At 68.1% G+C, this 12,945-nt stretch carries 15 protein-coding genes; 7 read left to right on the top strand and 8 right to left on the bottom strand.

Annotation, left to right across the window (positions count from 1 at the left end; genetic code table 11):
• Nucleotides 1-2: 2 nt before the first annotated feature.
• From VFX14_13155 to VFX14_13130, 6 genes are read right to left on the bottom strand one after another with little or no spacing between them, the layout of a single operon-like run.
• On the bottom strand, nt 3-1,130 hold the full coding sequence (locus VFX14_13155) for an ABC transporter substrate-binding protein (protein HEU5190627.1): 1,128 nt from the start codon (nt 1,128-1,130) through the stop codon (nt 3-5).
• 37 nt (nt 1,131-1,167) lie between these two features.
• Nucleotides 1,168-2,361, bottom strand: a complete 1,194-nt coding sequence (locus VFX14_13150; GenBank protein ID HEU5190626.1) for an NAD(P)/FAD-dependent oxidoreductase — start codon at nt 2,359-2,361, stop codon at nt 1,168-1,170.
• Between the two features lie 12 nt (nt 2,362-2,373).
• The gene (locus tag VFX14_13145) at nt 2,374-2,646 is read right to left on the bottom strand and encodes a hypothetical protein (GenBank protein HEU5190625.1); all 273 of its coding nucleotides are present in this window, start codon (nt 2,644-2,646) and stop codon (nt 2,374-2,376) included.
• Nucleotides 2,647-2,652: 6 nt separating this feature from the next.
• The gene (locus VFX14_13140; protein ID HEU5190624.1) at nt 2,653-2,892 is read right to left on the bottom strand and encodes a carboxymuconolactone decarboxylase family protein; all 240 of its coding nucleotides are present in this window, start codon (nt 2,890-2,892) and stop codon (nt 2,653-2,655) included.
• Between the two features lie 28 nt (nt 2,893-2,920).
• Nucleotides 2,921-3,535 (bottom strand): histidine phosphatase family protein, encoded by a 615-nt coding sequence (locus VFX14_13135; protein HEU5190623.1) that lies wholly within the window; start codon nt 3,533-3,535, stop codon nt 2,921-2,923.
• Nucleotides 3,536-3,555: 20 nt separating this feature from the next.
• Nucleotides 3,556-4,437, bottom strand: a complete 882-nt coding sequence (locus tag VFX14_13130; GenBank protein ID HEU5190622.1) for an LLM class flavin-dependent oxidoreductase — start codon at nt 4,435-4,437, stop codon at nt 3,556-3,558.
• 105 nt (nt 4,438-4,542) lie between these two features.
• Here VFX14_13130 and VFX14_13125 point away from each other — a divergent pair, with 105 nt between their 5' ends.
• Both VFX14_13125 and VFX14_13120 read left to right on the top strand, forming a co-directional pair.
• Nucleotides 4,543-4,947: an encapsulin-associated ferritin-like protein gene (locus tag VFX14_13125; GenBank protein ID HEU5190621.1), complete on the top strand. Its 405-nt coding sequence runs from the start codon at nt 4,543-4,545 to the stop codon at nt 4,945-4,947.
• Nucleotides 4,944-5,759 (top strand): family 1 encapsulin nanocompartment shell protein, encoded by an 816-nt coding sequence (locus VFX14_13120; GenBank protein HEU5190620.1) that lies wholly within the window; start codon nt 4,944-4,946, stop codon nt 5,757-5,759. The genes VFX14_13125 and VFX14_13120 overlap by 4 nt, the downstream gene beginning before the upstream one ends.
• Before the next feature lie 171 nt (nt 5,760-5,930).
• On the opposite strand, the gene VFX14_13115 is transcribed toward VFX14_13120, so the two are convergent.
• On the bottom strand, nt 5,931-6,740 hold the full coding sequence (locus tag VFX14_13115) for a VTT domain-containing protein (GenBank protein HEU5190619.1): 810 nt from the start codon (nt 6,738-6,740) through the stop codon (nt 5,931-5,933).
• Nucleotides 6,741-6,827: 87 nt separating this feature from the next.
• On the opposite strand from VFX14_13115, the gene VFX14_13110 reads away from it, so the two are divergent.
• The 5 genes from VFX14_13110 to VFX14_13090 are packed head-to-tail and all read left to right on the top strand — an operon-like array spanning nt 6,828 to nt 11,720.
• Nucleotides 6,828-7,064: a type II toxin-antitoxin system prevent-host-death family antitoxin gene (locus VFX14_13110; GenBank protein HEU5190618.1), complete on the top strand. Its 237-nt coding sequence runs from the start codon at nt 6,828-6,830 to the stop codon at nt 7,062-7,064.
• Nucleotides 7,048-7,563, top strand: a complete 516-nt coding sequence (locus VFX14_13105; GenBank protein ID HEU5190617.1) for a type II toxin-antitoxin system VapC family toxin — start codon at nt 7,048-7,050, stop codon at nt 7,561-7,563. Before VFX14_13110 ends, VFX14_13105 begins: the two co-directional genes overlap by 17 nt.
• Nucleotides 7,564-9,612 (top strand): DNA topoisomerase VI subunit B, encoded by a 2,049-nt coding sequence (locus VFX14_13100; protein HEU5190616.1) that lies wholly within the window; start codon nt 7,564-7,566, stop codon nt 9,610-9,612.
• Nucleotides 9,612-10,598 carry an ABC transporter substrate-binding protein gene (locus VFX14_13095; GenBank protein HEU5190615.1) on the top strand — a complete coding sequence of 329 codons (987 nt, stop codon included), beginning with the start codon at nt 9,612-9,614 and terminating at the stop codon, nt 10,596-10,598. Before VFX14_13100 ends, VFX14_13095 begins: the two co-directional genes overlap by 1 nt.
• Before the next feature lie 12 nt (nt 10,599-10,610).
• A complete protein-coding gene (locus tag VFX14_13090; protein HEU5190614.1) occupies nt 10,611-11,720 on the top strand; it encodes a DNA topoisomerase IV subunit A in 1,110 nt (369 codons plus the stop codon).
• A gap of 51 nt (nt 11,721-11,771) precedes the next feature.
• Here the strand turns inward: VFX14_13090 and VFX14_13085 are convergent, their stop codons facing one another.
• Nucleotides 11,772-12,587: a hypothetical protein gene (locus tag VFX14_13085; GenBank protein HEU5190613.1), complete on the bottom strand. Its 816-nt coding sequence runs from the start codon at nt 12,585-12,587 to the stop codon at nt 11,772-11,774.
• Between the last annotated feature and the right edge of the window lie 358 nt (nt 12,588-12,945).

The following is a 12,945-nucleotide window of genomic DNA, read 5'->3' as shown; positions in this document are numbered from 1 at the left end:
CGTCACCGGATCACGTACTGGTGGGCGGCGCCCTCGGCGACCAGGTCCCAGGCCCCGACCAGCGCCTGGAACTTGTTGAACGAGGCGTAGACCTTTTTCGCCATCGGCGTCTTCTCCGACTCTTCATGGAGAACCCCGGCGGCTATTTTCTTCAGCTCCTTCAAGACCGGGGCCGGGAACTGGACGAGCTCGATCTTGCCCTTGAACTCCGCCCGCATCTGCGCCAGCGCCGCCGCGTTCCGCTGGTGATAGAGACTGATCCCGTACACCTCGGTGGCGGTGGCGGCGTGGTCGAGCGTCTGCCGGAGATCGACAGGCAGCGCGTCGTAGGCCTTGCGGTAGAAGCCGAAGCCCTGCATCGTGCCGGGTTCGTGCCAGCCGGGGTAGTAGTAGTACGGGGCGGTATTGTGGAGGCCGAGCTTCATGTCGTCATAGGGCCCCACCCACTCGCCCGCGTCGATGACCCCGCGCTCGAGCGCGCCGAAGATCTCCGAGGCGGGCATGAGGATGCCGGTGGCGCCGAGCCGCCCGATGATCTTGCCGCCGAGTCCGCCGATGCGCATGCGCAGGCCCTTGTAGTCGGCGGTCGAGTTGATCTTCTTGCGGAACCATCCGCCCATCTGCGGGGCGAAGGCGTGGCCGGGCTTCGGCACCAGGTTGAACGCGCCGTAGCTCTCCTGAAGCAGCTTCAGGCCGTCGCCGTAGTGGTACCAGGCGGACATGCCCTCGGGATTCATCCCGAACGGCACCGTCGTGAACCACTCGAATGCCGGTTCTTTCTTGCGCTCCGTGAAGTAGTACGGCACGGACATGAAGGCCTCGATCGTGCCCTTCGAGGTCTCGTCGAAGCAGTCGAAGGGCTTCATGATCTGCCCGCCGGGATAGACCTCGATGACGAAGCGCCCGCCGCTCATCTCGCTCACGATGGCGGCGAGGCGCTCGGCGGCCCCGTGCAGGGTGTCGAGAGAGGCGGGATAGGCGGTGGAGAGCCGCCACTTCACCTTGGGCTGCGCGATCACCGCGGGCGCCTCGACCACGGCGGCCGCCCCCATCGCCGCCAGCGCCCCGCCGGCCTTCAAGAGGAAGCGGCGCCGGTGACTGTTCTCGCTCGCTATGCCGGTGATCTCCATGTGGATGAAGGCCTCCTGTCTGACGCTTGGCCCGCTACTATAGCGTCTTTTGATCCTCGCCGTAGAAGCGACGACGGGCCTCCTCGTCGTCGGGCCCGTCGGGCCCCCAGGTCCCGTAGTCGAGCCGGCGGTCCGGCTCCTTGGCCAGCAGCGGTAGCGCGCGCGCCCGCCGCGCCTCGGCCGCCGGTCCGCGCTCGTACAAGAGCTCGCGCGTCCAGCCCTGGATGCGACGCAGCGCGCCGTAGTAGCGCACATGCTCCTCCGCGTAGGCGTCGGCCGCCTCCCCCCAGTCGGACGTGTCGAGCAGCCGATCGCGCAGGGTGCGCACGTCGCGCAGCGTGAGCGAGAGCCCGTCGCCGAACGTCGGATCGGTGGTGGCGGCCGCGTCACCGATGAGGACCACGCCCTCGCGGTGCGGGCGCTCCACCCAGCGATCGCACGCCTCGAAGGAGGCGAGAGGGCCTAGCACCCGAGCGCGCGCGAACCATGCGGGAGGCGCGCCGGTCTCCACGCATGCGGCGACGAAATCACCGGCATGGCGTGCCCCATGCAATGGACGAGGCGACCCCTCGCGCGCGTAGAAGAAATAAGAGCGGAAACGCTCGCGCCCCACGGGGAAGATGAGCACGCCCTGACCCCGTCGGGGCTCGTACACGGTGTGTACGGAGTCACTCGGGAGGTCGAGTTCACCGTGGAAGATGCCGGCGATCACGAGGAGCTCGGGATCGCGCAGCGTTGGGAGGCCCGCCCACTCGCGGGCATGTGAGGTCCGGCCGTCAGCGGCCACCACGAGCCGGGCGGGAACCTGCCCACCGTCTTCCAGCTGCAGCGAGGGTGACGTGCCGGGCCGCACGCCCGTCACGACGACGCCGCGCCGCACCTCAGCACCGGATTCTCGCGCGAGGGCGAGCAGCGCCTCCTGCATTTCGGGGTGATGGAAGCCGATACCCGAGCAGCTCCGTGCCGCCGTGATGTCTCGCCGGCTGATCAGGGCGCCGTCGGCGTAAGTGCTACGCCAGGGCACCGGGTGACCGCACGTCTCCAGGAGGCGCCGCTCGATGCCCAGCGCGCGGGCCTCCACCACGCCCCATGGGTGGATGTACTCGCCGCGGTTGCGGTCGCGGAAGGTCTGCTCGCGCTCCACGACCAGGACGCGGGCCCCCGCACGCGCCATCACCGTTGCGAGCGTGGAGCCGCCAATGCCCCCGCCGACGATGGCGAGGTCGTACACGCCACCCCCGAGCTAGCTCGGCTCCAGGCCCACGATCTCGTTGAAGCGACCGAAGCCGATGTAGAGCGTGGTGTGGGCCACCAGCTCGATGACCTCGGCCTCGGAGAAGTGCGCCCGCACCTCGGCCCAGAGCCCGTCGTCGACCTTCTGGTGGTCCACCGCGAGCTTCTCGGCGAACTTGAGCGCCGCGCGCTCGCGCGGCGTCAGGAGGGTGGACGTCTCGTCATTGATCGCCGCGATCTTCTCTTCCGTCGCTCCCGCATGCCGGGCCCCGGCATAGCGCACGGTGAGTCAGTAGCGACAGGCGTTGAGCCCCGCGATCTTGATCCGCACCAGCTCGCGCAGCACGGGATCCAGCGCGCTCGCCTTGGCCAGCGCGGCACGGAAGGCGGTGAGGGCCTTCAGCACCGCGGGATTCTTCGCGTAGGTGCGGGTGCTCTTCGAAGTGCCGCTCTGGCGCTCCGACTCCTCGCAGAGATGGCGGATCTCGTCGTCGACCTCGTGAATGCTCAAGGGCTCGATGCGTGCCATAGGTCCTCCTCGTGATGGGCGCCGCGGATCAGACGGTGGCGCCCTGCGCCGGCCTCAGCTCGGGATCCTCGAGATGCGCGACGCAGTTTAGCACGCTGACGCGCCAGGGGGTCTGCGCGTCCACGATGGTCACCGACGTGTTCTCCCACTTCTCGGGCACCAGCATGCCGTCGGCGAGCACGACGTGCCGCGCGGCGATGGAGCGGCAGACGAGGCCGTGGGTGACCACGGCGAGCGTGCCGGCCGTGCTCGCCGCCATCGCCTGGATGCGCTCCCACGCCTGGTCCACGCGCGCGTGGAACATCTCCCACGTCTCGCCGTTGGGCGGCGCGTAGTCGGGCTTGAAGAGATCGAAGCCCAGCTGCTCGTAGGGCGTGCCGCGCACGTCGCCGAAGTTTCGCTCCTGGAGCAGGGGATCGAAGGCGATGGGGGCGTCCGTGGTCGCGCGCAGGCGGCGGGCGGTGGCAGCGGCGCGCTCGAGATCGCTCGAGAAGATCTGCGTGATGCCGTCGCCGGCGAGGCGGCGGGCGAGGGCGTCGGCCTGGGCCTCGCCGCGGGGCGAGAGGGGGATATCCGGCTTCTGGACGATGCGCGCCGCGTTGCCGGCGGTCTCGCCGTGGCGGATCAGCAGGATGCGGCGCACGTTCGGCAGGTCCGGCGCGCTCAGGTCTGCAGATCGCCGACGGCGCCGGCGAGGGCGTCGAGCTCGGCGCGCCAGGAGGCGGGCGGCACCACGGGGCGCGCCACGAACTTGGAGAAGCCCACCTTCAGGAAGCTCTCGATCTTCTCCCGCAGGGGAGGGTAGCCCACCGGCGTGAGCTCGAGCGCGCGCGGGCGCCGCGCCGCCATCACCTTGGCGGTGGCGGGATCGATGGGCTGGCTCGCGTAGCCGATGCTCATGCCGAAGTGCTCGCCGCTGATCGCGCGGCCGGCCTTGGCCGCCGCCTCCTCGATCACCGCGCGGCCGGCCGCCGCCTCCTCCGGCGTGATGAGCGACGGCAGCCACCCGTCGGAGAGCCGGCCGCAGCGCTCGAGCGCGGAGGGAATGTTGCCGCCCAGCCAGACTTCCAGCGGCTGCTGCACGGGGCGCGGCGTCACCTTCACGTCCTTGAACGAGCCGCACAAGCCCTCGTGGCTCACCGTCTCGCCAGCCCAGAGCCGGCGCAGCAGCGGCAGCGCCTCGTCGATCACCGCGCCGCGCTGCTTGGGCTCAACGCCGATGGCCTCGCGCTCGGGCGGATAGGTGAGGCCGGGCACCAGCGTCACCAGCAGCCGGCCGCGGGAGAGCACGTCGAGGGTCGCGAGCTGCTTGGCGAGGCGCAGCACGTTGCGCCCGGGGAGCAGCATGGTGGTGCCGAGCTTCACCTTCGCGTTGAAGGCGGCCGCCCACGCCAGCCCCACGGCGGGATCGGGCACGGGACCCGTCAGCACCTCGGAGAGCCAGATCGAGTCGAACCCGCGCTCGTCCAGCGCCGTCATCAATTCGCCCAGCTGCTCCGGCGTCGACACCGCGCCCGCCGCTCCCACCCCGATGCGGATCTTCATGGGCCTGATTCTAGCCCAGACGGGAGCGCGGCGACTGCACACCCTCGCGAGGTGCTACGATGAGTGCAAGCCCCTTCACAGCAGCAACCTCTCACAGGAGCGACCATGGCCAACTCGGTTGGATACCACGAATCGGAAGACAAGCTGCGGCCGGAGACCCAGGACAATCACCGCGCGCTCACCTCGATGCAGGAAGAGCTGGAGGCGGCCGACTGGTACGACCAGCGCGTCGACGCGGCCACCGACGGGGATCTCAAGGCCATCCTCGCGCACAACCGGGACGAGGAGAAAGAGCACTTCGCCATGCTCCTCGAGTGGTATCGGCGCCGTGACGCCAAGATGGACGAGCACTTGAAGGAGTATCTCTTCACCACCGGCTCGCTCATCGGGATCGAGAAGGCGCAAGCGGCCGAGGAGGCGGGCGTGGACGCCGGGGAAAAAGGTACCGGTGGCGGTAGTGGCGGCGGCTCGCTGGGAATCGGTAGCCTGAAGGGCGGGCCCGCACTATGAACAACCTCGCACGCGAGCTGGCCCCCATCTCGTCGGCGGCATGGAAGGAGATCGACGCCGAAGCCAAGCGCGTCCTCAAGCTGAAGCTGGCCGGGCGGAAGATGGTGGACTTCAACGGTCCCGAGGGTCCGGCGAAGGCCGCCGTGAGCACCGGGCGCCGCGAGCGGATCAGCACGCCGCCCGGGCCGAACGTCGAGGCGTCGCGGCGCCTGGCCCTGCCCCTCGTGGACCTGCGGGTGTACTTCGAGCTGTCGCGCGAGGAGCTGGACGCGGTCGAGCGCGGCGCGAAGGATCCGGAGCTCCAGCCCCTGATCGACGCCGCCAGCCAGATGGCCTATGGCGAGGACACCATCATCTTCCACGGCTATCAGGTCGCCGGCATCACCGGCATCGACAAGGCCTCGTCGCATCCCATCCTGCCCATCCCCGCGGAGGGCGAGGGCTACCCGCACGCGGTCGCCGAGGCGACGCGGCTCCTGCGCCTGGCCGGCGTCGACGGGCCATACGCCATCGCGCTCGGACCCCGCTACTACACCGAGCTGACCCAGGCGCGCGGCGACGGCGGCTACCCGGTCCTGAACGTCGTGCGCAAGCTGGTGGACGGACCGCTCATCTGGGCGCCCGCGGTCAACGGCGCGGTGGTGATGAGCCTGCGCGGCGGGGACTTCGAGCTGACCGTCGGCACCGACATCTCCATCGGCTACCAGAGCCACACCGATACCACGGTGCGCCTCTACCTGATGGAGTCGATGACCTTCCAGGTGCTGACGCCCGAGGCCGCGGTGGCTCTGGCTCACAAGGACAAGAAGTAACCGCTAGAGCGCGACCCTCGCCTAGCTAGCGACGCTCGTTGGCTCCGGCACCCTGTCAACCGGGTACTGGCGCTCCATCCAGAGCGCTAGCCCGCCGAGGAGGGGCCGCACCCGCATGACGCCGTGCCGCTTGAGCCGTAGCGCCACCCGGGCGCTCGTGGCCTCGTTGGGTCAGGTGCAGTAGAGGACGATCTCCCGATCCCGCGGGAGCTCGTCGCGGCGCCGCTCCACCTCGTCCGCCTCGATCCAGAGCGCGCCGCGGATCAGATAGGGCACGCTCTTCACGTCCAGCATCGTGCGGGTGTCGATGATCGTGAAGCTGGCGTCGCCCGCCTCGAGCCGGCTCTTCAGCTCCTCGGGCGTGATGCGCGCCATCCTGAGCTCACGGAAGATCCGCCGCCGTTCCGCGTACTTGTAGCCAATATAGGCGGCCAGGCCCACCCCCGCCCACAGCAGCGCCCAGCCGCCCAGCCGGTGGACCCAACCCACCATCACGTCCAGCGCGCCGCTGAAGAGATAGCCGATCCCCAGCCACGTCCCGGACCACAGCAACGCGCCTGTGACATCGAGCAGGATGAACTGCCACCGCGAAACTTGGGCCGCCCCAGCGACCGGAGCCGACAATGCGCTGAGCCCCGGCACGAACTTGGCGACCAGCAGCAGCTTCCGGCCGAACCGCAGGAATATCCGCTCGGTCCGGTGCACGCACCAGTCCGGCTCGAGCGAGATCGCGCAGATGCGGGCGAGCACCCGCGTGCCGCGGCGCCGCCCGAGCTCGTACCACACGAGGTCGGGGGGCAACGACGCCGCCAGCACCACACCCAGCGCGACCGGGAAGCTCATCGAACCAGCCCCCGCGAGCGCCCCCACGCCGAGCAGGACGGGCACCGCGGGAACGGGGAGACCGATCTGCTCGGCCATCACGCAGAGGTAGAGCACCACGTAGCCGTACTGGAGTACGAACGCGAGCGTGTCGCTCATGGGTCGATCCTAGCCCAGACCAGAGGGCGGCGACTGCGCCGATCGCGTCCAGTTGACTCGAAGTGCTACATGTAGCACATTTACATCATGCGTACTGCCGGCGTCCGGGAAGCTCGCCAGAACCTGTCCGCGCTCCTGGAAGAAGTGCGGAAGGGCCGCGAAATCGTGATCACCGAGCGAGGTCGGCCGGTGGCGAAGCTGGTGCCGCCGGACCGGCCGCGCGGCAAGGGGGTGCCGAACCTCGCCGCGTTTCGGCGGAAGATGCCAGTGCTCGATCCCCCAATCTCCAGCGACGTCGCGGAGGACCGTGAGGACCGCGTCTAGCCCGCGCCGCGCCGTACGCGAGCAGCGGGCGGCGTACCGCGCCGGGCTCCCCGGCCCCGTCTACTGCGACACCAGCGCCCTCCTCAAGCTCTATCTGCCGGAAGCGGGCAGCGATGCGTTCAACGCTCTCGTGGAGGGGCGAGACGATTTGCTGGTATCGGACCTCTGCGTGACGGAAGCCGCGTCCGCGCTGGCGCGACGCGTACGTGGGGGCGCGCTGCCTCGGGACGCTGCGCGCCGGGTGCAGCACGCCATCCTCGCGCGGGTGGACGAGGGAGCCTACCAGCGCGTCGAGCTTACTCGTGAGGTGCACCGCCGGGCGGAGCACCTCCTGCTGAGCCTGGGGGACATCCCCCTCCGAGCTTCCGACGCCCTGCACCTGGCGCTGGCTGCTTCCGCCCGTGCGGCGTCGCTTGCCTCGTTCGACACGCGTATGGCAGCGGCCGCCCGGGCGGCGAGTCTCGTCGTCCACGACGCGCTCGTGGTATCAAGGAGATAGATGACTGCCGCACTTGCCAAGGTCGCCGCCGCTCGGAAGGCCGAACCCTCCCCGTCGCAAGTCGAAACCGTCGCCCCCAAGGCCCCCGCGGTGAAGACGGTGTCCGCCGTCGAGATGGGCGCGCGGCAGCGCGAGATCTCCGTCTCCGAGTTCTTCACCAAGAATCGCCATCTCCTCGGCTTCGACAACCCGCGCAAGGCCATGCTCACGTGCGTGAAGGAGGCGGTGGATAACGCCCTCGACGCCGCCGAGGAGGCCGGCATCCTCCCCGACGTGCTCGTGAACGTGGAGGTGGTCCCGGCCAACGGCGGCCCGCCGCCGACGCCGGCCCAGGCCACGCGCTTTCGCGTCACCGTGAGCGACAACGGCCCTGGAATAGTCCGGCAGCAGATCCCGCCCATCTTCGCCAAGCTCCTCTACGGCTCGAAGTTCCATCGCCTGCGCATGAGCCGGGGCCAGCAGGGCATCGGCATTTCCGCCGCCGGCATGTACGCCCAGCTCACCACCGGCAAGCCCGTGCAGATCACCTCGCGCACGGGCCCCAAGGCGGCCGCGCACTACTTCGAGGTGCAGATCGACACCAAGAAGAACGAGCCGCGCATCTTCGAGTCGAAGAAGATCGACTGGGAGCACCCTCGCGGCACGCAGGTGACGATGGAGATCGAGGGGCGCTATCAGAAGGGCCGCGCCTCGGTGGACGAGTTCCTCGAGCAGGTGGCCATCGCCAACCCGCATGTGCGCCTCACTTACAAGATGCCCGAAGGCGACACGCGCGAGTACGCGCGCACCATCCAGGAGCTGCCGCCCCAGCCGAAGGAAATCAAGCCGCACCCCTACGGCATCGAGTTCGGCGTGCTGCTCCGCATGCTCCACGACACGCGGAGTCACTGGCTGACGGGCTTCCTCTCCGGCGACTTCAGCCGCGTCTCGCCGGCGCTCGCGCAGGAGATCTGCAAGACCGCCAAGCTCTCGCCCAACGCGCGGCCGCGGAACATCCACGGCGCGGCCGCGGAGGCCCTCTACCGGGCCATCCAGGCCACGAAGATCATGGCCCCGCCGTCCAACTGCATCTCGCCCATCGGCGAGAAGGCGATCCTTCACGGCCTCTACAAGCAGATCAAGGGCGAGTTCTATACCGCCGTCACGCGTCCGCCCGCGGTCTACCGCGGCAATCCCTTCGTGATCGAGGCGGGCCTGGCCTTCGGCCGCGGGCCGGAGCAGCAGGCGGCCGCCGCCGCGGCCGCGGAGGCGCCTGCGGTCCCCCTGGCCGAGGGCGAGGAGGCCGAGGACGACAACGAGCTGGCGCGCGTCATCCGCTACGCCAACCGCGTCCCGCTCCTCTACCAGCAGGCGGCCTGCGCCACCTTCAAGGCCGCGCTCGAGACCGCGTGGAAGAACTACGGCGTGGCCCAGTCGCGCGGTGCCCTCCCCGCCGGGCCCATGGTGATCTTCGTCCACATGGCGAGCGTGTGGGTGCCGTTCACCAGCGAGTCGAAGGAAGCCATCGCCGACTACGACGAGATCCGGAAGGAGATCAAGCTCGCGCTTCAGGAGTGCGGCCGCCGCCTGGGCGTCTTCCTCCGCCGCCGCGAGCGCGCCAAGAGCGAGTTCCGCCGGCGCAACATCTTCGAGCTCTACATCGAGGAAGTGGTGGAGGCCTGCGCCCGGCTCAAGGGCGGCCGCATCCCGAAGGAGAAGCTGAAGAATCAGCTCCAGAGGATCGCCCTCAAGCGCACCGGCGGGGCCAAGACCGACCAGATCCTCGGCCACGAGAGTGGCCCCGAGGGCCTGCCGCACTCGATCATCGTGACGCCGGAGGGGACGGAGGGCGAGGCGCCGGAGCTGCCGGAGGCGGCGCGGGCGGTGGCGGCGGATGCGGCGGCCGCCGCGGAGACGGAGGCGGCCGAGGGCGAGAAGCCGGCGAAGGGGAAGAAGGCCGCAAAGGCGGTGAAGGCCAAGCCGGCGAGGGCCGCCAAGAAGGCGGCCAAGGCCAAGCCCGAGAGGGCCGCCAAGTCCGCGAAGCAAAAGTCCGCGAAGCGGCGCAAGTGATGCTGCGGGCCGTCCTCGCGCTCGTCCTGGCCCTGGGCGTGCTCGCCGCGCCGCCCGCCACCCACGCGCAGCAGCTGAAGGGTAAGGTCTGGCGCGTGGGCTTCCTCACCGGCGGCGCCCGCACGCCGGATGGTGCGCCGCCCGCCGTGCTGCGTGCGGCGCTGAAGGACCTCGGCTACGTCGAGGGACAGAACGTCACGTATGCCGCGCGGTTTGGCGAGGGGCAGCAGGGCCAGCTGCCCACGCTCGCCGCCGAACTGGTAGCCGAGAAAGTCGACGTCATCGTGACGGCCGGGGGGCCGTCGACCAATGCCTCCCGCCGGGCCACGTCGACCATTCCCATCGTGATGGCGCTGGTCGGTGATGCCGACGGCATCGGCCTCATCAACAGCCTCGCGTTCCCCGGCGGCAACGTCACCGGGGTGACCGACCAATCGGCCGAGCTCAGCGCCAAGCGGCTCGAGCTCCTCAAAGAGGCGCTCCCCAGGGCGGAGCGCATGGCGGTGCTGTACAACGCCGACGACCAGGGCATGGTTCTGCGCTACGACAACGTGGCGAAGGCCGCCCACACCCTGCGCGTCACCGTGCAGCAGCTCGGCGTCCGCGAGCCGAATGACTTCGAGACGGCCTTCGCAGCCATGACGAAGCAGCGGCCGGACGCCATGTACCTCGTGACGGACGCGCTGACCTTGCTCAATCGCAAGCGCGTCATGGAGTTCGCCGCGCTCCATCGGATCCCCGCCATGTACGAGTCGAGCAATCTCGTCCAGGAGGGTGGGCTGATGTCGTACGGCGCGAGTCTGGATGATAACTATCGCCGGGCGGCCACCTACGTGGACCGGCTCTTCAAGGGCGCCACTCCGGCCGGCCTGCCCGTCGAGCGGCCCAGCCGCTACTATCTCGCCGTCAACCTCAAGACGGCCAAGGTGCTGGGGCTCACGCTGCCCCAGCCCTTCCTCTTGCGCGCGGACCAGGTCGTCGAGTAAAGGGACAGACACATGGCAAAAGCAGCGGCGGCGAAGAAGGTGGGGGCGGTGGAGAAGAAGCTCATCAGCGTGGCGGACACCGTCATCACCGCGGCGGAGAAGAGCAAGGACCCGGCGCTCGCCATCCCGGTGCGGAGCCTCGCCAACGTCAACTTCGACGCCAAGCGCGGCATCATTCAGCTCGGCAAGCGCAAGCAGGCGCGCACCTTCTTCAACGTCGGCATGGCGAAGAAATTCATGCAGACCGTGCTGGTCGCGGACGCGCTCAGCGAGCTTCAGCGGCAGAACCTCACCACGTCGCTCCGCGAGATCTACTACCGCACCAAGCACACCATGAAGGGCTCGCACGAAAACACCTTCGACGGGCAGAACGAGTCCGACCCCCTGATCGAGGATCTGGAGGTCACCCTCGCCGCCCTCCGCGAGGAGCTCCACGTGCGCGCGGAGAACGCCGGCAGCATCGTGGGCCCCGTGGTGTTCGGCGACGACGGCGACCGCGTGGACTGCGCGCGCCTGGGCAAGGGCGGCTACTCCGTGCCGTCGATCGTGGAGCCCGAGTACCTCGAGATCCGCCGCTGCACCGCGGACTTCGTCCTCCTCGTCGAGAAGGGCACGCAGTGGAACCGCCTCTCCGAGGACAAGTTCTGGCGCCGCTACAACTGCGTGCTCCTCACCGGCAACGGCCAGCCCCCGCGCGGCGTGCGCCGCCTGGCCCGCCGCCTCCACGAGGAGTACAAGCTCCCCGTCTACGTCCTCGTCGACAACGACCCGTGGGGCTACTACATCTATTCCGTCGTCAAGCAGGGCTCCATCAACCTCGCCTTCGAGAGCGAGCGCATGGCCATCCCCAAGGCCAAGTTCATCGGGCTTTCCAGCGCCGACCCCGACGCCTACGGCCTCCCCCGCAACGTGGGCATCAAGCTCAACGACAAGGACGTGAGCCGCGCGAAGGAGCTTTTGAAGTACCGCTGGTTCGAGAAGAAGCCCTGGCAGGAAGAGATCAAGCGCATGCTCGGCAGCGGGCTCAAGTACGAGCTGGACGCGCTGGCGAACAAGGACTTCCGGTATCTGACGAAGACGTACCTGCCGAAGAAGCTGAAGGACGAGGACTGGCTGGACTGAAGCGAATCGAGCAATCGTTTAGGTATAGTGGCGCGCTTTCGGGTCTTTGCTCTATTGAGCACTCTCTTCGATTCGTGCAAGCCACGCCGTAGATTCTTCCGGGTATCGGTTCCGCACCTGTGGGAGGGCATCATCTGCGGGGATGGCTTCGGCAAAACAAGCATTTAGCAAGACTGCCGCGTCAATCGGTAGTCCGTCAACGGACATGGGTCCTTCCTTGCCGAGGAGAAGCATACAGATCACACCTCTCGGATCAAAGTCTGTGGCTGGGTTCCGGAGCCACTCCCAGGTTTCGCGAAACATGGCTTGAGCTTTCGTCTTGTCTCCAACCAAGAACGTGGCCACTGCTTTGTTGTGCTGCCAGATGGGCCAATCTCGGTCTGCTGCACCAAAATCCATCTGCTCGAATAGGGCGTGCGCCGTAGAGTGGCGCCCGAGCAAGATGGAGCAATAGGCCACGTTGTTCCTAAACCAGTTATCTGGACGACGGAGCGACATCCACTCAAACTGTTTGAGTGCCCCCTCAATGTCCCCAGCTCTGAATCGGTCCATCGCGAGTTCGTGGAGAGAGCTACCATACTTCTCTAATGGGATGTCCGTTTCGGAGGTGAAGGCCGCCTGCTGCATCTCAAGATCTGTTGGGCGATCCCATGAGCGGACGGCGTCGATCGTAACTCGGAGGCCATGACGCTCCAAGATACTGTCCCTGGACTCAAGCCAAGTTCTAAGTCTATCGAGCGACAGTTCCGCTGTCGTATCGACATAAAGAATATGCCAGCCTTCCGTGTGCCCCCCATACTGAATCGCCAGCTTGGCATCGGCTCCCGTCTGGGCATTGGCCCCATCCAGAACGTCCCGGGCAATCATGTCTGGACCGCAACTCCTCCAAGCGCTCAAACCCATCGGCATCCTCAAAAACTGACACATCGCTCGCGGCGGCCGTGCCCAGTCGGATGTGACGAACAACCAAACCTCTTAGAACGTCCTCCAGCGACGCCGAACTCCAACTCCACTTGCGTCCCTTTTCGGCTGTCACGTACGACTTCCAGAAGCTGGCGGTGAAGGGCCCACCAATCAGGTCGAGTGGAGTGCACCCCGTTCTTCTGCTCACCGCGAGGAGCTTAGGGTGAGCTGCTCGGCCCGGTAGTCGGCCGGGCTGCGCATCCCGAGCGCCGAGTGGGGCGCCCGGGTGTTGTAGTCCTCAAACCAGGTGTTGAGCTGCGCC

This window comes from Candidatus Methylomirabilota bacterium (genome assembly GCA_035764725.1).
Classification (GTDB): domain Bacteria; phylum Methylomirabilota; class Methylomirabilia; order Rokubacteriales; family CSP1-6; genus DASRWT01.
The sequence above is the reverse complement of the archived record's forward strand: the minus strand, read 5'-3'. Positions and strand labels throughout refer to the sequence as shown.